Origin of the sequence: Paenochrobactrum glaciei (genome assembly GCF_039522165.1) — a bacterium.
Classification (GTDB): Bacteria; Pseudomonadota; Alphaproteobacteria; order Rhizobiales; family Rhizobiaceae; genus Paenochrobactrum; species Paenochrobactrum glaciei.
On the sequence record NZ_BAAADE010000006.1, the window covers coordinates 110991 to 133428 of the forward strand.

General features: G+C 49.5%; 17 protein-coding genes and 1 pseudogene. 15 read left to right on the plus strand and 3 right to left on the minus strand.

All coding sequences use genetic code 11. The annotated features are described in order from the left end of the window. Positions 1-15 precede the first annotated feature (15 nt). The 8 genes from ABDZ76_RS13720 (at position 16) to ABDZ76_RS13755 (ending at position 9686) form a co-directional block, all read left to right on the plus strand. Positions 16-1572 (plus strand): hypothetical protein, encoded by a 1557-nt coding sequence (locus ABDZ76_RS13720; protein WP_343806475.1) that lies wholly within the window; start codon positions 16-18, stop codon positions 1570-1572. Positions 1573-1625: 53 nt separating this feature from the next. Further along, entirely contained in the window at positions 1626-2822 is a 1197-nt protein-coding gene (locus ABDZ76_RS13725; protein WP_343806477.1) for an aminotransferase class V-fold PLP-dependent enzyme, read from the plus strand. 208 nt (positions 2823-3030) lie between these two features. Continuing rightward, positions 3031-4092: a PLP-dependent cysteine synthase family protein gene (locus tag ABDZ76_RS13730; RefSeq protein ID WP_343806511.1), complete on the plus strand. Its 1062-nt coding sequence runs from the start codon at positions 3031-3033 to the stop codon at positions 4090-4092. Between the two features lie 272 nt (positions 4093-4364). Beyond that, positions 4365-5882 carry an ABC transporter substrate-binding protein gene (locus tag ABDZ76_RS13735; RefSeq protein WP_374844666.1) on the plus strand — a complete coding sequence of 506 codons (1518 nt, stop codon included), beginning with the start codon at positions 4365-4367 and terminating at the stop codon, positions 5880-5882. A 167-nt stretch (positions 5883-6049) separates the two neighbouring features. Next, positions 6050-6991: an ABC transporter permease gene (locus ABDZ76_RS13740; protein ID WP_343806481.1), complete on the plus strand. Its 942-nt coding sequence runs from the start codon at positions 6050-6052 to the stop codon at positions 6989-6991. Continuing rightward, complete coding sequence (locus ABDZ76_RS13745; protein ID WP_343806483.1) at positions 6991-7866, plus strand: ABC transporter permease; 876 nt, start codon at positions 6991-6993, stop codon at positions 7864-7866. Before ABDZ76_RS13740 ends, ABDZ76_RS13745 begins: the two co-directional genes overlap by 1 nt. 4 nt (positions 7867-7870) lie before the next feature. Next, on the plus strand, positions 7871-9082 hold the full coding sequence (locus tag ABDZ76_RS13750; protein ID WP_343806485.1) for an amidohydrolase/deacetylase family metallohydrolase: 1212 nt from the start codon (positions 7871-7873) through the stop codon (positions 9080-9082). Positions 9083-9197: 115 nt separating this feature from the next. Then, complete coding sequence (locus ABDZ76_RS13755; protein ID WP_343806513.1) at positions 9198-9686, plus strand: RidA family protein; 489 nt, start codon at positions 9198-9200, stop codon at positions 9684-9686. A gap of 12 nt (positions 9687-9698) precedes the next feature. Here the strand turns inward: ABDZ76_RS13755 and ABDZ76_RS13760 are convergent, their stop codons facing one another. After that, complete coding sequence (locus ABDZ76_RS13760; protein WP_343806487.1) at positions 9699-10535, minus strand: IclR family transcriptional regulator; 837 nt, start codon at positions 10533-10535, stop codon at positions 9699-9701. A gap of 168 nt (positions 10536-10703) precedes the next feature. On the opposite strand from ABDZ76_RS13760, the gene ABDZ76_RS13765 reads away from it, so the two are divergent. The 3 genes from ABDZ76_RS13765 to ABDZ76_RS13775 all read left to right on the plus strand — a co-directional run bounded on the left by ABDZ76_RS13765 (position 10704) and on the right by ABDZ76_RS13775 (position 15020). Beyond that, positions 10704-11903, plus strand: a complete 1200-nt coding sequence (locus tag ABDZ76_RS13765; protein WP_343806489.1) for an aminotransferase class V-fold PLP-dependent enzyme — start codon at positions 10704-10706, stop codon at positions 11901-11903. A gap of 55 nt (positions 11904-11958) precedes the next feature. Further along, on the plus strand, positions 11959-13782 hold the full coding sequence (locus ABDZ76_RS13770) for an ABC transporter ATP-binding protein (RefSeq protein WP_343806492.1): 1824 nt from the start codon (positions 11959-11961) through the stop codon (positions 13780-13782). Positions 13783-13964: 182 nt separating this feature from the next. Beyond that, positions 13965-15020, plus strand: a complete 1056-nt coding sequence (locus tag ABDZ76_RS13775) for a P1 family peptidase (protein WP_374844668.1) — start codon at positions 13965-13967, stop codon at positions 15018-15020. A 69-nt stretch (positions 15021-15089) separates the two neighbouring features. Here the strand turns inward: ABDZ76_RS13775 and lptE are convergent, their stop codons facing one another. Both lptE and leuS read right to left on the minus strand, forming a co-directional pair. Next, the gene (gene lptE, locus ABDZ76_RS13780) at positions 15090-15665 is read right to left on the minus strand and encodes an LPS assembly lipoprotein LptE (protein WP_343806495.1); all 576 of its coding nucleotides are present in this window, start codon (positions 15663-15665) and stop codon (positions 15090-15092) included. Beyond that, a complete protein-coding gene (leuS, locus tag ABDZ76_RS13785; protein WP_343806497.1) occupies positions 15652-18279 on the minus strand; it encodes a leucine--tRNA ligase in 2628 nt (875 codons plus the stop codon). The genes lptE and leuS overlap by 14 nt, the downstream gene beginning before the upstream one ends. 152 nt (positions 18280-18431) lie before the next feature. On the opposite strand from leuS, the gene ABDZ76_RS13790 reads away from it, so the two are divergent. The 4 genes and pseudogenes from ABDZ76_RS13790 to ABDZ76_RS13805 form a co-directional block, all read left to right on the plus strand. Further along, the gene (locus tag ABDZ76_RS13790) at positions 18432-19112 is read left to right on the plus strand and encodes a YggS family pyridoxal phosphate-dependent enzyme (RefSeq protein ID WP_343806499.1); all 681 of its coding nucleotides are present in this window, start codon (positions 18432-18434) and stop codon (positions 19110-19112) included. Between the two features lie 74 nt (positions 19113-19186). Beyond that, positions 19187-19687, plus strand: coding sequence for a hypothetical protein (locus tag ABDZ76_RS13795; RefSeq protein WP_343806501.1), 501 nt, complete (start codon positions 19187-19189; stop codon positions 19685-19687). 251 nt (positions 19688-19938) lie between these two features. After that, positions 19939-21894 (plus strand): acetate--CoA ligase, encoded by a 1956-nt coding sequence (gene acs / locus ABDZ76_RS13800; RefSeq protein ID WP_343806503.1) that lies wholly within the window; start codon positions 19939-19941, stop codon positions 21892-21894. A gap of 129 nt (positions 21895-22023) precedes the next feature. Then, positions 22024-22438: pseudogene (locus ABDZ76_RS13805) on the plus strand (transposase); the annotation flags it as partial.

Here is a 22438-nt window from a genome sequence, read left to right on the forward strand (position 1 = left end):
ATGGAGGCCATATCCATGAACCGTTGGAACGACACCCATGCCGAAGATCTCATCGGCACCATTAAAGACCGCGCTGATCTTTACGATTATCTGGTGGAGACAACGCTGCGTCGTCAGGCGATTTCACCGGCTAAAAACAAGCTGTTTGATATCAATGTAGCGCGCGATATGGCGCATTATCGCAATGATATTCTCAACGCATCCACACCGGCAGAGCTTTGGTATGCCTTGGCCAAATTGTCCAATACCCGCCATGACCGCCATTTATCGGTAGAGCCGGTAGAAGGCGGTCTGCCACTGCCAGCCGAATTGCAAGCAAGAATGCGCTTCAACCATGCAGACAAACGTGCCGATCCGGCACCGCGTGTCGGCATTGAATTAAAAACCGATTTTTCATCGGATCAGCCATTTGTGTTTTTAAGCGGCTATGCGCTTAATTTTGAAGGCAATCAAAATGTAAAAGTCGGTGCCCGTCTCTTGAAAGTCAATGGTCGTTCTTTTGCCGATCATGTGGCGCTGACTGAGCCTTACTTCTGTTATTCAACCCCGCATTTTTACTGGTATCATATGCCAAATGAGATCATCCGGCGCACAGGGCTGATCCCTGAATGGCTGCAACCAGCAACGCTTGCGCTGGAATTTGAAGATGTAAATGGCACAGTTCAAAGTCTTCAACTTGACTATCAACCAGCCGATCATTGGCAATGGGCGGATGTGCCCTCCCCTTATAGCGGTTTTGAGAAGGTGCTCGACACACCTTCTTTTACGCTTCACACCCGTAGAGACAAAAAGACAATCATCATCCAATGGCATGGTTTTGGCAAAAGCCTGACCAGTGATGTCGATGCACTGATGGCCTATGCGCAGACAAATAATCTGCTAAATGCCAATATTATTTATGATGCAACACGCTCGCGTGGTGGTGATTTCGGCGGCTATTTATTGCAGCATTTATCCGCACAGCCTATTCGTATTAATTTGGGCGACTTGCGCCTTTCTGATGCAATGGAAGGGGTGATTGCAACAGTTTTGGGTGAAGATGACGCGGCTATTGCAGAAGGCAATCTCAATCAGGCACAGCTCAATGCTACGCGATGGCGGCGTGACTGGTTGCTTGGCACTGTGCGTGATGACCTAAAAGCGGGCAAAGAAAAAACCGCAGCCATTCCATTTAAATGCGCACACCAACCGGAAAATGGCTCAGGTATTTTACCACCCGCGCCTATACATTTTACCGGCAAGATCGTTATGCTCACTGTGCCTTATGCAGGTTCTCATATTGATCAGGTGGCCGCACAGCTCTGCGACAATAAAATGTGCCATCATATTGGCATGCCGCTTGGCGGTTTTTCCAAAACATGGACCCACGAAGAAATGCTGACATTCCCACGCACAGGGCAGAAAATTGCTTCTTTTGCATGGAGTTGCGGCAATACCATCCGCCCCAATGGTGAAGTGCTGGAAAGCAATCCGGCCATGCCAGACACCTATTTTCCGATCACCCGCAACAATCATTTAACCCATCACGCTGAGATGGTTGCCATGGCACTGGATTATTTTAACCGGCCATAGCCACCAGCCGTTTGTCTGCTTTTATATCTTATTACCGCTTCAGGAGCGTTCCCATGCCTGTGTCTAAAATGTCTGTGTCTAAAATTGAAGCAATCCGCGCTTTATTTCCAGCATTAACCAGCCAGACCTATATGTCGATTTGTGACAAAATGATCTTGGCCGATCCGGTGCGTCAGGCCGTCGACAATTTTCTCGACAAGCTCGCTATGGCCAGCGCCAACCGCACCGACCATGAAGATTTTGTCGAAAGCAGCCGGGTAAAATTTGCACAAATGATGTCAGTTAAACCTGACGAAGTGGCCGTTACCCGCAATGTTTCCGATGGCGTTAATGCGATTGCCTGGTCATTTCCGTTCAAGACCGGCGATAATATTGTGATTTGTACGAATGCAGAGCACCCAAACAATATTTATCCGTGGTTACGTTTGCGCGAGCGTGACATTGATGTGCGCATTGTACCGGCCATTAATGGGCGCATTGACATTGATGCCATGACTGCGGCGATGGACAGCCGCACCCGCCTTGCAACGGTCGCTTCTGTCAGCTTTGCCCCCGGTTATCGCACCGATACCACTAAACTTGGCGAATATTGCCAAAAGAAAAATATTTTTCTGCTGATCGACGGTGTGCAATCCGCCGGTATTTTGCATCATGATTTAGCGCAGGAGCCGGTAGATGCTTTTGCAACTTCCACCAGCAAAGGATTGCTTGGTCTTTATGGTTCCGGCTTCATGTATATCAACGAAAACTGGCTTGATCGCTTGAACCCTGCCTATCTCTCACGAACCGGCGTTGATCTTGGCAGCGATGATGCCTCAGCCATGGGCGAGCATCACTATCAGCTCTATGCCAGTGGCAAGCGTTTTGAGGTCGGTAGCTATAATCTTGCAGCCTCTTATGCCGCTGATGCCTCGCTCTCCCTTCTCAATGCAATCGGCACCCAAGCAATTGAAACACATGTGCTGCATCTGGCGCGCGCTTTACGTGAAGGCTTGGCCAAATATGGTTTGCGCGTTTCCAAGCCGCAACAGGCACTGGAAGAAAGCCATATTATCACCTGTGGTGAACTTGATGCAGGCGGCCATGGTTTCTCTCATGATGCGCGTATTAACGAAATGCACAAAACCTTACTTGATGCCAATATCACCCATACGCTGCGCCGTGGACAGCTACGCTTCGGCTTACATGTTTATAATAATATGGCTGATGTCGAGCATGTATTATCCATCTTAAACAATATGAAATCATAATCTAATTTTAAACCTCATCTCGAATATAGATTTCTAATTTTATGGGGTAAATTATAAAAATTTACCCCAAATTTTATTATTTTTGACAAAATCATATAAATGGAATTATATCTCTGTCGGTTCACATCAAGTAACCCTGATTTTGGATATACAGAGGCAATAAGAATTGGGACAGATTATTCAGTGCAATCGCCCGCAACCATGCAGTATGGAGTGGCGCAACCGCGCAATCGCAACAATTGAAGCAGATTTCAACAGATCAGCCGACACGCATCTGATCCGCATTGATCTGCCAAAATTCAACGACATTACGCTCTATTTAAAAGACGAATCCAGCCATCCGACCGGCAGCCTCAAGCACCGTTTGGCGCGCTCTCTGTTCCTTTATGCCATTTGCAATGGCAAAATCGGCCCGCAAACCACCATTGTGGAAGCCTCCAGCGGTTCCACAGCTGTATCGGAAGCCTATTTTGCCCGCATGATTAACCTGCCTTTTGTGGCTGTTATGCCCCGCACCACATCCAAGGAAAAAATCGCGGCAATCGAGTTTTATGGTGGGCGCCCGCATCTGGTTGATGACCCTAAAACCGTTTATGACGCAGCTCGTCAGGTCGCAGAAGAAACCGGCGGTTATTACATCGACCAGTTCACCTATGCGGAACGGGCAACTGATTGGCGCGGCAATAATAATATTGCTGAATCCATCTTCAATCAGATGAGCCATGAAGAATATCCAAACCCGCGCTGGATCGTAACGGGTGCCGGTACTGGCGGCACATCAGCAACATTGGGGCGCTATATCCGCTATCGTCAGCTTGATACGCGCCTGTGCGTGGCAGATCCTGAAGCCTCGATTTTCCATCAGCATTTTACGGATCGTTCCATCATGGAAATCGACCGTTGCTCGTCCATTATCGAAGGTATCGGTCGTCCGCGCGTCGAGCCGTCTTTTGTGCCCGATGTTGTCGATTGCATGGTCACAGTGCCTGATGCCGCCAGTTTGGCGGCACAACGCACAATCAGCAAAATTATCGGTCGCGCCTGTGGCGGCTCCACCGGCACCAATATCTGGGCTTGTGCTTTACTCATTTCCGAAATGGTCAAAAAAGGCGAAAAGGGCTCGGTGGTTACCCTGCTTTGTGACCATGGCGACCGCTACCGTTCCACATATTTCAATGATGAATGGGTAGAGAAAAACGGTTTCGACATTGCACCCTATCTTGAGCAAATGAATGCATTTTTCTCGGAAGGTCGTTTGATCACCGTTTAAAATTTTGCCTTAATGCCTATAAAATCGTGCTGAGCCCTGCTTTTATCCACTAAAAGCAGGGCTTATTCTTTGGCAAAATTTGCATCACAAATGCCTGCAAATAAAGCTTTTTGCGCCTGCCCGCTTATTTACAGCTCTCAAAATCATAATCACTTGCCATGCAACCATGCTTGACAAGTTTTTCCGCTATCGTATTATTCCACTATAAAAGTAATTATTCTTTAATAATGGAATAAATGGAGGGGAGCATGCGAAATTTCAAAACATTACTGATGGTGGGAACCGCTTTAATCGGTGCCGCCACATTAAATCTGTCATATTCTTACGCGCAGGAAAAGGGCGGCATTATCAATGTTGCCACCATTGGCGAACCGCCAACCCTTGATCCTATGGTTTCAACAGCTGACCTCGTCGGTATTGTCAGCCAGCATATTTTTGAAACCCTCTATACTTTCGACAAGTCATGGAAAACCACGCCGCTATTGGCGGCTGCTTTGCCGGAAATCAGCGCTGACGGAAAAGTTTACACCATCAAATTACGCGATGGTGTCAAGTTCCATAATGGCTCGGCCATGACATCCAAAGATGTTGCAGCCTCACTTGATCGCTGGACCAAAGTTGCATCCCGCGGCAAGCAAACCGCTACCATGATCAAATCCATTGAAGCGACAGACCCGCTGACAGTTACGATCACGCTGAGCGATCCTTATGCGCCGCTCGTCTCATTGCTGGCCTTCAACAATTCGGCCGCTATTATTTTGCCAGCCGACAATCAGGCTGAGCCGATGACCGACATTATCGGCACCGGCCCTTACAAGTTGAAAGAGCGTAAAGCCGACCAATATATTCAGTTGGAGCGTTTCGCCGATTACACTTCACCAGCCGGTGAAAGTGATGGTTATGGCGGCGCACGCCATCAATATGTCGATGAAATCCGCTTTGTGCCTGTGCCTGATGCCAATACCCGTGTCGAAGCTGCCATTTCCGGCCAATATGACTATGTGGATTCCATTCCGGTTGAATCATTTGAGCGTGTGAAAACCTCAACGGCTTCCGAACCTGTGATGCTCAAGCCTTTTGGCTGGCCGGTTTTTGTGCTCAATTCCGGCCATGGCATGACCAAATCCAAGGAACTGCGCCAAGCCATCCAGCAGTCACTCGGTCAGGAAGACATGATGGCAGCAGCCTTTGGCTCGCAAGAGTTTTATGCGCTGAACGGCTCGCTCTATCCGGATAGTTTTGCATGGGCAACCGATGCAGGCGTTGAAGGTCATTATAATGTGGCCAACCCTGAAAAGGCTGGCGAGCTGATAAAGGCCGCCAATTACAATGGCGATCCGGTGCGCATCCTCACCAGCCGCCAATATGAGTTTCATTATAAAATGGCTCAGGTGGCAGCAGAATATTTGAAAGCCGCAGGCTTTAAAGTTGATCTGCAAGTGGTGGATTGGGCGACACTCACCCAGCGCCGTGGTGATCCAAGCTTATGGGATATTTACATCACCCATAGCCCGTTCTTGCCAGAGCCATCACTTATCGGCATGATGTCAACCAGTGCACCAGGCAATTGGGACACGCCTGCACGAGGTAAAGTGGTCAATGCGTTCAACACGGAATCTGATCCGGAAAAACGCATCAAACTCTGGGCTGATGTGCAAAAGGTCGTAATGGATGAAGTGCCGTTTATTAAAATCGGCGACTTTAACGCAGTGGCTGCGAAATCGCAGAAACTCGAGGGTGTTGAGCCTGCTCCATGGCCTTATTTCTGGAATGTCTCGCTTAAGAAATAATGGCTGAAGCCTGTGTCCGCACTTTTCTAGCGGCGCATTCAATAAAGAGACACAGGATAAAACCGTTTATTCTGTGTCTTCTGCACTTCATCTCTGACAGGCTTCCTGATTGATTGCGAGGTGTTCGCCCGCATGAAAGTGCCTGTCACATTGTAAGCAAGGCCAACATGATACGATATATTATCCAGCGTTTCATCGGCATGATTATTGTGATGTTTCTCGTCGTCACGATTGTTTTTGTCATTGTGCGCGTCACGCCCGGTGATCCCGCAGCCGTTATGCTCGGCCCTGAAGCAACCCAAGCAGATATTGCTGATTTGCGGGCGCAATTGGGGTTAGATCAACCGCTTGTCATGCAATATATCTATTATGTCGGGCAGTTAATGCGCGGCGATCTCGGCCAGTCAATTTTTCTCAACCAGCCTGTGTTGAGCGCCTTGAGTGAACGTGCCGAACCGACATTTTTCCTGACCTTATTTTCCATCATTATCGCTTGTGTCATTGCTTTGCCGATCGGCATTTATGCAGCCTACAGGCGCGGCTCTTTTGTTGATCAGGTAGCAACAACGCTGGCAATGCTTGCTGCCAGTATTCCAAGTTTCTGGCTTGGACTGATTTTGATGCAGGTCTTTGCTGTGCGCTATGGCTTTTTTCCGGTCTCCGGCTATGGCGGGCCGGATGCAAGCTTTATCGACAGAATGTGGCATCTAAGCCTGCCAGCTTTCGCGCTGGGGCTTGTCTCATCCGCTCTCATCTTACGCTTTACCCGCGCTTCGATGCTTGATGTTTTAGGTGATGATTATGTGCGCACAGCACGCGCCAAAGGCTTGATCGAGCGTAAAGTCATTCTGAAACATGCGCTTAAAAATGCGCTAATCCCTATTCTTACAGTTATTGGCCTCACCGTTGCCGTGCTTATTTCCGGCGCTGTTGTAACCGAAACCGTGTTCAGCCTGCCCGGCATCGGCAATCTGGTGGTCTCTGCGGTTTTACGCCGTGATTATCCGGTCATTCAAGGCGCGCTACTGGTGATTGCCGCACTTTATGTCCTGATTAATTTTGCCATTGATATGCTTTATCTGCTGGTCGATCCGAGGGTGCGCTACTGATGACACATTCAATCACATCTTCAGCCAAAGCCCCAAGCGAAAGCATGCAATTTATCAAGCGGTTGTTAAAGCGCAAAACCGTTGCATTCGGCTTATTAATTTTGGTGATTTTCACATTGCTGGCACTGCTGGCGCCTTGGGTTTCGCCTTATAATCCTTACAAATTATCCATTGTAAACCGCCTCAAACCACCGTCAGAACTGTTCTGGTTCGGCACTGATGAATTTGGCCGCGATGTGTTTTCGCGCACTATTTATGCCGGTCGTCTCTCGCTATTGGTTGGGTTTGCAGTCGTCATTTTGTCATCGCTGATTGGTGTCACGATGGGGCTGCTTGCAGGGTTTTTCCCGAAACTTGATGCCCCGATTGCCCGTCTTATTGATGCGATGATGGCTTTTCCGGATATTTTGCTGGCCATTGCTCTGGTGGCAGCACTCGGGCCTTCACTGGCAACGGTTATTGTGGCGCTCTCAATTGTTTATGCGCCGCGTTTAGCGCGTGTTGTGCGCGCCTCCACCTTGGTGATCCGCGAACTTCCCTATGTGGAAGCCGCTGTTTCGATGGGCGTTTCCACCCGCAACATTATGATACGCCATGTTTTGCGCAATCTTTTATCGCCAATTTTGGTGCAAGGCACATTTCTGTTTGCCAGTGCCATGCTGGCCGAAGCAGGGCTTTCTTTCCTCGGCCTTGGTGTCAGCCCTGAAATCCCGACATGGGGCACGATGATTTCATCCGGCCGCCAATATGTCGGTCAAGCTGACTGGATGACCCTTTTCCCCGGCATCGCCATTATCTTGTCTGTGCTTTCGCTCCAAATGGTAGGCGACGGCTTCCGTGACCTTCTTGACCCCCGCCTTAAAAAGGACCTGTAATCACATGTGCGCACAAACTCAAAAAAACGGCGCTTTGCTTATCACCAATGTTAAACCGGTGGCCTTCGGCCAGCACTCCCATCAAGGCGCAATTGACATTCTGATCGGCGAAGACGGTAAGCTTGCCAAAGTGGGCAAAGATCTGCCTCGCGCTGACATTACCAATATCGTAGAGGGCAACGGCTCATTTATTTCACCGGGCTGGGGCGATCTGCATGCGCATGTCTGGCATGGCGGCACCGATATTTCCGTGCGCCCTAATCTGTGCGGCGTCCAGCGCGGTGTCACCACCATTGTTGATGCCGGTTCTGCGGGGGAGGCCAATTTCCATGGCTTCCGCGAATATATTATCGAACAATCGCGCGAGCGCATCAAAGCGTTTTTGAACTTGGGTTCGATTGGTCTTGTGGCTTGCAACCGTGTCAGCGAATTAAGCGATATCCGCTCGGTCGATATTGATCGAATTGTTGCCTGTTACCATGAAAACCGCGATCATATTGTCGGGCTCAAAGTGCGCGCCAGCCATGTGATTACCGGCTCATGGGGCGTTACACCGGTTAAACTGGGCAAGAAAATCGCCAAAATTCTTAAAATTCCGATGATGGTGCATGTTGGAGAACCACCGGCACTTTATGACGAAGTGCTGGAAATTTTAGGCCCGGGTGACATCATCACTCATTGCTTCAACGGTAAAGTCGGCAGCTCCATCATTGAAGATGAAGACCTGTTTGAACTGGCAGAGCGCTGCGCCGGTGAAGGTATCCGCCTTGATATCGGCCATGGCGGCGCATCCTTCTCCTTCCGCGTAGCAGAAGTGGCGATTGAACGCGGCCTGCTGCCATTTTCAATCTCTACTGATGTGCATTTACGCAGCATCAATCAGTCAGTTTGGGATTTAAGCACCACTATGTCGAAGCTGTTAAGCGTCGGCATGCCATTTGATAAGGTCGTGGAAGCCGTTACCCATGCCCCTGCCGAGGTTATCCGTTTATCTATGGATAATTTGCTCGAAGCCGGTGCGCGCAGTGAGTTTACGATTTTTGATCTCAATGACTCTGATCTGCAAGTGGTGGATTCTCTTGGTGCACGCGCAGCGCTTACCAAATTGTTCGAACCACGCATGACCGTGCTTGGCACTGACATTTTCGAGGCAGCCCGCTATCAGCCGGACATGGTCGAATGTGTCGATCACAGCCACGGCTTCAGCTACCGTTAAATATTTTGCATGAGGTGCGGCTACCCGCAGCCGCACCTTTAAAAACAACAGTTTACAATGAAGACAAGTGACTGCTTGCTTCCCAAACAGTTCAGGGGCAGATGTGTCGAACCATATGAAGCCAATCGGTAACAATAATGCAGCAGACCCCTATGACCGGCTTGCAGCATTAGGCATTCAATTGCCGGATGCACCGCCACCCATTGCCAATTTTGTCACTCATGTGCTGGAAGGCAATATTCTTTATCTTTCCGGTCAGGGCCCGCGCGAAGCAGATGGCCGACTGCATACCGGCAAAGTCGGCATCGATCAGGATGTGGCAGCGGCTTACAATCATGCCCGTCTTACCGGCATCAATTTGCTTGCCGTGATGCATCATGCGCTGGGCGACCTCAACCGTATCAAGCGGGTGGTAAAGATTTTCGGCATGGTCAATGCCGAGCCGCATTTTGAAGATCATCCGCGCGTTATCAACGGCTGCTCTGACCTTTTCATTGATGTGTTTGGTGATAGCGGCCAGCATGCACGTTCCGCTGTCGGCTTCGGCTCTCTTCCGGGTAATATTACCGTTGAGATCGAAGCCATTGTGGCACTGCACGATTGAGAGGCTGAACGATTAATGCTTACGCCAGCCCATCACCGTTTCAATCTTTTCAGCCGAACGCTGAACGCTGCCGGTATAAAGCTCGGTATTATCCATCAGCTTTTGCTCGGGCAGCACGATCGAAATCGTGGCAACGCAAGCTCCTTTCTCATCGCAAACAGGGGCTGCGATACAGGCAACAGCATAATCGGATTCACCCGCCTGCACCGACAAACGCTGGCTGAAAGCACGCACCGCACCCTCGGACAAAATTTTAGGGTCTGTATCTGCTCTGCCGGTTGGCGACGGGGACGCGCAACGCTTGAAAATTTCCAAGCGCTCATTGTCGCTCATATGTCCGACAAGCAGACGCCCCGATGCTGTCCAGTTAAGCGGAACACGGGTTCCCACCCGCGATGTCACCTGAAAATGACCCGGCCCGTCAGCCATAGCCAGCACCTGCATATGAACGCCGTCCAGCCCGCAAAGCTGAATAGTTTCGCCGATATCACGGCAAAGGTCGTGCATTTCACTGGTCGCGACACTCAAAAAGTCGAGCGAGCGCGCATAAGCCAGACCATAATGATAAAGCCTGTCGCCCAGCCACAACAGCCCCTCGCTATTGCGCGACAACAGCTTTTTTTCCACCATGTCATCAACAATAACGTAAACCGTGGACAAAGGCGCACCAATGGCTTTGGCAATCATATAAGCGCCGCTTGGGCTGCCATGTTCATAGAGAAAATCCAGCACCTGCAACACGCGGTCAATCCCGCTGACACGGGAGCGGCGTAATGGTTCTTTTTTCTCAACCGCAGTTTTATTTTCGGGAGCCGCTTTGGTCACTGATGTTGACATTTTGGTGTTCATTTTCTGGCTCCGTCAATCGTTCAAACACATTCAGGCTTGTCATTCGCTTTTTATCACGAATGATGAAAGCACTCACACAGCATTTCACAATTATGAAGTCAATTCCAGTGCTAGGGAATAAAGAAATTTCAAAATTTCTCTTACCTGCATTGACGACCGGAGGCTCCCATGGCTGAAACAAATCTGCATCAAACATTAGGTTTGCGCAATATTATCAATGTCTCCGGCACGATGACAGGGCTTGGTGCTTCCATCGCCCTGCCGGAAGTAGCTCAAGCCATGGCGGAAATTTTACCGCAATTTGTCGAGATTAATGACCTGCAACGCAAAGCAGGCAAAGTCATTGCCCGCTTAACCGGCGCAGAAGCAGGCTTTGTTACAGCGTCTTGTTCTGCCGGTATCAGCATGGCAGTCGCCGGTGCCATCACAGGCGATGACCTGTCAGCGATTGAACTTCTGCCAGAAACAAAAACGGCAAAAAGAGAAATCATCGTGCAGATGGGACATGTGGTAAGCTATGGTGCGCCCGTCGATCAGGCCATTCGCATTGCCGGTGGCAAGCCGGTGCTGATTGGGCAAGCAACAACATGTTATGATTTTCACTTAGAAGGCGCCATCAACGAAAATACCGCCGCCGCCATTTATGTTGTCTCTCATCATGTGGTTCATTACGGGTTGCTGGAACTCAAACGCTTTGCTGAAATTTGCCATGCCCGCAATATTCCCGTGATTGTGGATGCAGCTTCAGAATATGACCTGAAAGGTTTTCTTGAAGCCGGTGCCGATCTGGTCATTTATTCCGGTCACAAATTTTTAAGCGGACCAACATCCGGCATTGTTGCTGGTAGCAAGCAATTGGTGCGTCACGCTTATTTGCAAAATTGCGGCATTGGTCGCGGCATGAAAGTTGGCAAGGAAAGTGTCTATGGCGTGATGGCCGCGCTTGAAGCATGGGAAAAGCGTGATCATGCAGCCGTGCGTGCGCGTGAAAAAACTTTTCTTGATCTGTGGCAGGCAACACTGCAAGATTTTGCAGGCGTTAATCCGGTGATTGAAGCCGACCCGACCCACAATCCGCTTGATCGTCTGCGCGTCAATATCAACCCGCAAGAAACCCATATTACTGCATGGGATTTGGTCGATGCACTGGCACGCGGCACACCGCCAATTATTGCGCGTGACCATGAGGTTGAGCATCATTATTTTTATCTTGATCCATGCAATCTGCATGACGGACAAGAGACAATTGTAGCCAGACGTTTAAGTGAAGAACTGACCAAAGCGCGTAGCTCTAATGAAATAATTGCTACACCGCTCGCCGACCGCACCAAAAAACGCTTCGATAATTTGCGTCGCTGGCCGGATTAATCAGCCGTCGCTTTTTTCAGTTATTGCATAAATTTGAAACTTCAGGAGATCGATCATGACAACAACAAAGGCTGTCTCTCCGGTATTGTCAGTTGAAAATCTGACCACCAGCTTTTTGAGTGAAGGACAATGGAAATCCGTTGTCCGTGATATCTCCTTTACCGTTAATCCAGGCGAAACTGTTGCCGTTGTTGGAGAATCCGGCTCCGGTAAAAGTGTCACGTCCTTATCAGTCATGCAATTATTGCCGCGCGACACCAGCCGTATTGAAGGCCGCATCCTGCTCAATGGCAAAGACTTGCTGGAATTGCCTGAAGCACAAATGCGTGCAATACGCGGCAATGATATTGCGATGATTTTTCAAGAGCCGATGACATCGCTCAACCCGCTTTTCACAATTGGCGATCAGATATCGGAAGCGCTTTTATGCCACCGCAATATGAGCCATGAAGAAGCAAAAGCCGAAACCATCCGGCTGCTTGACCGAGTACGTATTCCTTCTGCTGCCAGCCGTTTTGATGAATATCCGCATCGTTTTTCTGGCGGGATGCGCCAGCGTGTGATGATCGCCATGGCACTTGCCAGCCGTCCCAAACTGCTGATTGCCGATGAGCCAACCACCGCATTGGATGTCACCATTCAAGGCCAAATTCTTGATCTCATCAAAACCTTGCAGGAAGAAGAAGGCACATCAGTGCTGTTCATCACCCATGACATGGGTGTCGTTGCCGAAATTGCTGACCGAACTGTGGTTATGTTCCGTGGTGAGGCTGTTGAAAGCGGCTACACCGCCGATATTTTCAATCACTCCAAGCATCCCTATACTAGAGCGCTGCTTTCTGCAGTGCCCATGCTCGGTTCAATGAAGCCTTATGACCGGCCTTTGCGCTTTCCTGATCTTGACCCCAAAACCGGTTTACCGGGCGAGCCCGTCGTCTCTGCCGATACAGTCGACCATCAGGCAGCACCGGTGCTGGAGGTTAAAAATTTAAGTAAACGCTTTGATATTCATGCAGGTCTCATGGGGCGCTTGCAGGGTCGCGTTCATGCTATTGAAGATGTCAGCTTCGCGCTGCAACCGGGTGAAACCCTGTCATTGGTGGGTGAATCGGGATGCGGAAAATCCACCACCGCACGTGCTGTCATGCGTCTTATCCAGCCGGATGAAGGCGTCATTCGGTTGGATGGACAAGATATTTCGACCATGGATCAAAAGGAACTGCGCCAGATCCGCCATAAAATGCAGATGATTTTCCAAGATCCTTTTGCCAGCCTTAATCCGCGCATGCGTGTGGGCGCAACGATTGCCGAGCCTTATCTGGAGCATAAGATGGGAACAAAAGCGCAAGCAGAAAAAATCGTCGCCGACCTGTTGCTACGTGTCGGACTAACACCGGACATGGCCAAGCGTTTTCCGCATGAGTTTTCGGGGGGGCAGCGCCAGCGCATTTGCATTGCACGTGCGCTGGCGATGGATCCAAAGGTTATTGTTGCTGATGAATCTGTCTCTGCACTTGATGTTTCCATCAAAGCACAGGTCATCAATCTGATGCTTGAACTGCAAGCCAATCTCAAACTTGCTTATCTTTTCATCAGCCATGACATGGCTGTGGTGGAACGTGTCAGCCACCGTGTCGCGGTGATGTATATGGGTGAAATTGTTGAGATTGGCAAAAGGGCAGAGATTTTTGAAAACCCGCAACATCTATATACCAAAAAACTCTTATCTGCCGTGCCAATCCCTGATCCGGAGCGCCGTCATTTACGCCGTATGATGCAGGTGGATGAATTGAAAAGTCCGGTGCGTTCACCTGACTATCAGCCAGCACCACGCCAATATCAGCAACTCTCCGAGCATCATTTTGTGCAGCTGTATTAACTGCTGAGCATTCATAAAAATCAGTAGCTTACAGCGGATTATCGTAGCGAAAGATTTTTCTCTGAGATAACATCACCTCCAACAAACAATAAGATGATGATAAAACCGGAGGAAAATCATTGGATCGGAGAAATTTCACCAAGTCGCTCATCGGCCTTGGCGCTGCGGGTGTCGGCACTGTCATGTCAGCTGGCATGGCAAATGCTGCACAGACAAAGGAAACTGCGATGGAACTGACACCGCTGCTGGGTGGCTCAATTGTTGACGTGCCAGGCATCAAACTTGGCCACCACACGCTTTCCACCCGTCCGACCGGCTGTAGCGTTCTTTTATGTGAAGAAGGCGCAACCGCAGGCGTTGATGTGCGCGGTTCTGCGCCCGGCACCCGTGAAACGGACCTGCTCGATCCGATCAATATGGTTGATCGCGTACATGCAATTATGCTTTCAGGCGGCAGTGCCTATGGTCTGGATGCCGCCAGCGGCGTGATGCGCTACTTAGAAGAAAACAAGATCGGTTTTAAAATCGGCAATGGCGTCGTGCCGATTGTTCCGGCAGCTATTTTGATGGATCTGGGCGTTGGTGACTTCTCCATCCGCCCTGATGCCGAAGCCGGTTATCAGGCCTGTCTTGCAGCCAATGCAACAGAGAGCGCTGAAGGCAATATAGGTGCCGGTGCCGGTGCAACCGTTGGCAAAATGTTTGGCCCTAACTTCTCTATGAAGGGTGGCCTTGGTACTGCCAGCTATAAAGTTCCGGGCACGGAGGTGGTTGTTGGTGCGATTGTTGCTGTCAACGCCGTCGGCGATGTTTACGATCCGCGCACAAACCAGATTATTGCTGGTGCACGCAATGAAGACGGCAACGGCTTCCGCGACACCGTTGGCGCAATCATGAATGGCCGTAATGTGGTGAAAGCCGTCGGTGCGAACACCACCATTGGTGCGATTGCCACCAACGTGCCTTTCAACAAAGCACAGCTGAAGAAAATCGCTGAAATGGCACATGACGGCTTTGCCCGCAGCATCAACCCGATCCACACCATGTCAGACGGCGACACTATTTTTGCGGTTTCCACCGGCAAGCTGGAAGGCGTTGAAGGTAATGTCACCGCTATTGGCACCATTGCGGCTTTTGTGATGGCACAGGCAATTGCGCGTGCAATTATGGCTGCTGAAAGCTTAACCGAGTATAATCTGCCAGCATGGCGTGATTATGTGGCCAAAGCTTCTAACTAATCAGCAATACAAAAAAAGCCCCGCTCTGAGATTTCAGAGCGGGGCTTTTTATTAAACTTGTTTTGAGACTTAAAGCTTCGACAAATCTTGTGCCAGTGACAAGAAAATCTGCTCAGCCAATTCATCAGCGGCACGTTTTTGTGCGTCACGTTCAGCACGCAAGTTTGCAAATTCCTGACGCGGACGGTCAAAGGAAGCAAAAACCGTGCGCTTGCCACGAGCAACAGGCTTGCCCTGATTATCCAGCAAAACATAATCAGACGAAGCACGAACAGAACCAGCCGAAGGGCGACCGGTGCGGTCTGTTCTTTCGCCAACATCAACAACGACAGCATCAACCGTCGACTTATTCAAACCCATCCGCAGCTTATAGGCCGGATATTGCGGCTCACCCGCTCCGCCGCCAAGCAAGAAAATCAGACGGTTGCGCACAGCCTGCTGAAAAATGTCGTTAGCCGGCTCAATCGAAACCGATGCCAGTTTGGAACGCATATCCGGCGTAACACCCGCACCAATTTCCCCCGCACCGCCGCCTGAATAAAGCGGCTGTACGGTACATCCGGCAACAGCTACAGCCATTGCCGCAATGGCAATAAGGCTGCGAACCGGTGAAGTGACTTTTTTAACGCAGTCAGGCAACGACATTGACGATCCTTTGTGGCACTACAATGATCTTTTTAGGTGCGTTACCCTGAAGGGCATGTTTCACGAAATCGAGTTCGAGCACCGCTTGCTGAATAGCAGATTGATCTGCATCGCGTGCGATTGTCAAATCCCCTTTTCGTTTACCGTTGATTTGAACAGGTAAAACCACATCATTTTCAACAATCAATGCCGGATTGAACTGAGGCCATGCTGCTTCAGACACCAATGTCGCTTCACCATTAATGGTGCCGCCCAGTGTTTTAGAGCATTCTTCAGCCAGATGCGGCATCATTGGAGCAATCATAACCAGCAGGATTTCAATGGCTTCGCGAACCGCACTCTTCAATGCATCATCGGCTTCGCCGTTTTTAACCTGCTGCAAGGCACCTGAAAGCGCATTCACCAGCTCATAAAGACGGGCAACGGCACGGTTGAAGGCAAGCTTTTCCAAATCTTCGCCAACAGCCTGCAACACTTTATGCGCAACCTTGGAAACCTGAGCTGCATCACCTTCCAGTGCTGCCTTTGGTGCAACATTCTTCAAAGCATCAGCGGCTTCGCTGACCACGCGCCAAACGCGCTGTACAAAACGATGCGCACCTTCTGCACCAGCTTCTGTCCAGATCACATCACGTTCCGGCGGGCTGTCGGACAGCATGAACCAGCGCGCAGTGTCAGCACCATAAGACGAAATAATATCATCAGGATCGACAACATTTTTCTTCGACTTCGACATTTTTTCGATCGAGCCGATGTCAACTTTCGCGCCTGTGTCGAGCATTGTGGCAACACGCATACCATCTTGCTCGTCAAAGCGGATTTCAGCAGGTGACACCCACTGACCATCACATTTATAGGTTTCGTGCACCACCATACCTTGTGTGAACAAGCCCTTGAACGGCTCTTCCACATTCAGGTGACCGGTTGCTTTCATCGCACGGGTAAAGAAGCGCGAATAAAGCAAATGCAGGATCGCATGCTCAATACCGCCGATATACTGATCAACCGGCAGCCAGCCATCAACGGCTTTCAGATTGGTTGGTTCATTTTCAAACGGCGCGGTAAAACGTGCAAAATACCATGATGAATCGACAAATGTGTCCATTGTATCGGTTTCACGGCGGGCATCACCACCACAGCTCGGGCATTTCACATGACGCCAGCTTTCATGGCGGTCAAGCGGGTTACCCGGACGGTCAAAGGTCACATCATCCGGCAGTTTCACAGGCAGATCAGCACGACCAACCGGCTGCACACCGCAGGCATCACAATGGATCATCGGGATCGGGCAGCCCCAATAACGCTGACGGGAAATACCCCAGTCACGCAAACGGAACTGAACCTTACGCTTGCCCTGTGGCTGGCCATCAAGCTGCTGTGCTTCCAGCTTTTCAGCAACCTTTTGGAATGCCGCCTGTGGGGTCAAACCATCAAGGAACTGCGAGTTGAACATGATGCCATCATCAGAATAAGCATCTTTATCAACACTGAATGTTGCTGCGTCTGCACCTTTTGGCAATACGACGGGACGTACCGGCAATGAATATTTATTGGCAAAATCCAAGTCGCGCTGATCATGCGCAGGGCAACCGAAAACAGCGCCTGTACCATATTCCATCAACACGAAATTAGCGACATAGACCGGCAAGGTCCAGTTGTCGTCAAACGGATGTTTGACGCGAAGACCAGTATCGAAGCCCTGCTTCTCAATGGTTTCAAGCGTTGCCACGGAAGTGCCATGGTGATGGCATTCAGCGATAAAGTCGGTCAAAGCTGCATTATTAGGCGCGAGTTTTTTGGCCAGCGGATGATCCGCAGCAATCGCGATAAAAGATGCACCAAACAAAGTGTCCGGACGGGTGGTGTAAACTTCAATCTCACCCGCTTCGCCGCTCTTTGCATCAAGCTCAAAACGCAGTTGCAGACCTTCGGATTTACCAATCCAGTTTTTCTGCATCAGGCGAACTTTTTCAGGCCACTGGTCAAGCGTATCGAGGGCTGCCAACAGTTCTTCATTATAATCGGTGATTTTAAAGAACCACTGGGTCAGTTCGCGCTGTTCAACCAGAGCGCCGGAACGCCAGCCACGACCATCCACCACCTGTTCATTGGCAAGCACTGTGTTGTCAACCGGATCCCAGTTTACTTTTGACGTCTTACGGGTCACCAGACCCTTTTCAAACATATCAAGGAACAGCATCTGCTGGCGATGGTAATAATCCACATCGCAGGTCGCAAATTCGCGTGACCAGTCCAGCGACAAGCCCATCGATTTCAGCTGACGCTTCATCGTAGCGATGTTCTGATATGTCCACTCTTTCGGGTGTACTTTATTCTGCATCGCAGCGTTTTCAGCCGGCATACCAAAAGCATCCCAGCCCATAGGGTGCAGGACATTGAAACCACGCGCGCGTTTGTAACGTGCGACCACGTCACCCATAGCGTAGTTGCGCACATGTCCCATATGAATACGACCCGACGGATATGGAAACATTTCCAGCACGTAATATTTTTCGCGCGGATCGTCATTGTCCGTTTCGAAGGTCCTTGCCTCGTCCCAGACCTTCTGCCAATGGGCTTCAGCGGTGCGGGGATTATAACGTTCGGTTGCCATGGCCGTATTTACTCGTACAAAGGGGATGAATAAAGAGTCTCAAACTTAGTTGCCGGAGCTTCATCACGGATTGAGATAAGCGTCAAGTTTTTGGCGCGATTAACACGCATTTCTATCAAAAAAATCCGGTTTTATGACCTGAAAGGTGCAAAATGTCCTCACACGCCTCCCAAATCACGCAAGCACTCAATTCTGTTCGTCATGCGCTTGATTTAGCCACACGCGAAGCAAAGCGTGAAGCCAACTCCGTTTCACTGATTGCCGTTTCCAAGTTTTTTGACGCTGACAGCATCCGCCCTGCCCTTGAAAACGGCCAGCGTATTTTTGGCGAAAACCGCGTTCAGGAAGCCCAGGGCAAATGGCCATCTTTGCGTGAAGAATATCAGGGGATCGAACTGCACCTGATCGGCCCGTTGCAATCCAACAAAGCAGCCGAAGCAGTGGCTCTTTTTGATGTTATCCAGACCATCGACCGCGAAAAAATTGCAGCCGCCATTGCTCAAGAAATAAAGAAACAAGGCCGCGCACCAAAGCTTTACGTGCAGGTCAATACGGGACTGGAGCCACAAAAAGCCGGCATTCCCCCACTGGAGACAGTGGCTTTTGTCCAACGCTGCCGTGAAGAACATGGCCTGAAAATTGAAGGCTTGATGTGCATTCCGCCGGTTGATGAAAATCCAGGCCCGCACTTTGCATTATTGCAAAAACTTGCCCGCGAAGCAGGTGTTGAAAAACTGTCGATGGGCATGTCATCCGACTATGAAACCGCCATCGCTTTTGGCGCAACGTCCGTGCGTGTCGGCTCAGCAATTTTTGGTGACAGGCAGGCATAGCCTGTCACCAATATCAGTTCTTAAAAAAGAAAAATAAAGTACCTTTTAGAAGTATATTTTAAAAGGAATAAGATATGTCTATTCATAGGTTTTTACATAATCCTACCCAAAAATTTTTAGCACTTTATATGCCCAACCCACCCTATCATGATAATAATAAAGACAACCGTTTAATCGCAGTCAGTGCCGAGGACAGCAACAAGTACAATTCTAATTGGCAATATAATTCCATTAGTGACAACAACAGTGCTGATTACAAAACAAAAATATATACATCAAAATGGAGAATTGAAGATCAGAAATTAAACATTGCAGTCATGGGTTCTATTCCGATCAATTACGAATTCCCTTTAGGCGCCAGCAGTGAAAAATCAAGTGAATTTTACTTCAAACCTAAAATTTCTGACAATGGGAAGCAATATTATCAAATATGTACATTGATCGGAAGCATGGAATGCTGCATTACACTAAACCATGGCAACGATTCAAAAGAATATTCTGCAGCTATAATTGAAATTACACCACAAAATAACGACGATCCTAATACATTCTTCTCAAAAGAACCGGCGATATAATCCATACAGCCATTACAATCAAAGATCATGACAGATTGTAATGGCTGTATTTATCAACTACCTTTCCGATTATCCGGAACCAGACAAATCAGACTGCAGTATCTGCGTCACTTTGCGTGCACTTAACGCCTTTGTCTAACTTTACCTCTGACCTGTGCCGTTTATAAATAGAAAAAATGATAATGATGATTTAAGGGAATCATCGCGCATGCCGGCTTAGGGAGATTTGCCGGTCATTCACGGAGGAAATCATGTCAGAGAAGCTGTATCCTGTCTTGCCGGGAGCAAAAGCCAATACACAAATGGATGAAGCGACCTATCAGGAGTGGTATCAGGAAAGTATCACCGATCCGGAAGCATTCTGGGGCAAACATGGTAAGCGCATTGACTGGTTTAAACCTTATACCAAAGTGAAGAACACTTCCTTTGAAGGTGATGTCTCTATCAAATGGTTTGAAGACGGCGTCACCAACATCGCCTACAACTGTATCGACCGCCACTTAGAAACACGCGGCGATCAGGTTGCGATCATCTGGGAAGGCGACAACCCGTATATCGACAAAAAAATTACCTATCGCGAATTGCATGAAAATGTCTGCCGCTTAGCCAATGTGCTGAAGGAAAACGGCGTTCAAAAAGGTGATCGTGTCACCATTTACCTGCCGATGATCCCGGAAGCCGCATATGCGATGCTTGCTTGCGCCCGCATCGGCGCTGTGCATTCCATCGTTTTTGCAGGCTTTTCACCGGAAGCACTGGCCGGACGTATCATTGACTGTCAGTCAACCTTCGTCATCACATCGGATGAAGGTTTGCGCGGCGGCAAGCCGATTGCACTGAAAGAAAACACTGACAAAGCAATCGATATTGCAGCCAAACAATATGTGATGGTCAACAAGGTATTGGTCGTGCGCCGTACAGGCGGCAAGGTCAGCTGGGGCTCAGGCCGTGACCTTTGGTATCATCAGGAAATTGCCAAGGCTTCACCTGTTTGCGAACCGGAACCAATGAATGCGGAAGATCCGCTTTTCATCCTTTACACCTCCGGCTCAACCGGCAAGCCAAAAGGCGTGCTGCACACCACCGGCGGTTATCTCGTCTATGCATCGATGACCCATCAATATGTCTTCGACTATCAGGATGGTGATGTTTATTGGTGCACGGCTGATGTGGGCTGGGTCACCGGCCACTCCTATCTGGTTTATGGCCCGCTTGCCAATGGTGCCACCACTTTGATGTTTGAAGGCGTACCGAACTTCCCTGATCAGGGACGTTTCTGGGAAGTCGTCGACAAACATCACGTCAATATTTTCTACACCGCACCAACTGCCATTCGCGCACTGATGGGTGCAGGTGATGAATTTGTCACCCACTCTTCCCGCTCATCATTGCGCCTGCTTGGTTCGGTCGGTGAGCCGATCAACCCGGAAGCATGGGAATGGTATTACAATGTGGTTGGCGATCAGCGCTGCCCGATTGTCGATACATGGTGGCAGACAGAAACCGGTGGCATTTTGATCACCCCTCTGCCGGGCGCAACAGCCTTGAAGCCGGGTTCAGCCACACGTCCTTTCTTTGGCATCAAGCCAGAGATCGTCGATAATGAAGGCGGAGTACTGGAAGGCGTAACCGACGGTAATCTTTGCATCGTGGATTCATGGCCGTCACAGGCAAGAACGCTTTATGGTGATCATGCCCGCTTTAAAGAGGCTTATTTCACCACCTATCCGGGCAAATATTTCTCCGGTGACGGCGTGCGTCGTGACGAAGATGATTATTACTGGATCACCGGTCGCGTCGATGACGTGTTGAACATTTCCGGTCACCGTATGGGAACGGCTGAAATTGAATCGGCATTGGTTTCCCATCATGATGTGTCGGAGGCAGCCGTTGTCGGCTATCCGCACGCTATTAAAGGACAGGGCATTTATTGCTATGTCACGCTGATGTCGGATGCTGAAGCTAAAGATCAGGAAGAATTGCGCAAAGAACTGATTGCCCATGTGCGCACCGAAATCGGGCCGATTGCAACACCTGATAAAATCCAGTTTGCACCGGGCTTGCCAAAAACACGCTCCGGCAAGATCATGCGCCGTATCTTACGCAAAATTGCCGAAGATGATTTCGGCACATTGGGCGACACCTCTACCCTTGCCGATCCGGCAGTGGTGGACGATCTCATCGATCAGCGCCAGAACAAAAAATAATTCTAAAGCTTAAACAAATGAGCTTGAACAAAAAAGAAGGCCGGTTTATCCGGCCTTTTTCATATTGACGTGAGCCCCGCAAACTCCTCCAGATTTTGGTAGAGTTCAATCCTTGGTAGGAGATGGACAATGAAACGCTCACGGTTTTCAGACGAACAGATAATCGGGATGATTAAAGAGCAGGAAGCTGGAACGCCGACTGCACAGGTGTGTCGCAAATATGGAATTAGCAGCGCCAGTTTTTATAAATATAAAGCCAAATTTGGTGGCCTTGAGGTTTCCGATGCGCGTAAGCTGAAAGCATTGGAAGAAGAAAATACCAAGCTAAAAAAGCTGCTGGCCGAGACGATGCTCGACAATGCCATTTTGAAAGATGTTGCTGCAAAAAAATGGTAACGCCCGATGCTAGGCGGGACGCAGTTGTTCATGTCTGCCAAGTGTATGCCGTGAGCCAGCGTCGGGCGTGTGCCGTTTTATGTATTGATCGATCTAGTGTGCGCTATCGTCGTAAGCGGCCCGACGACGCGCCTATTCGTGAAGCCAT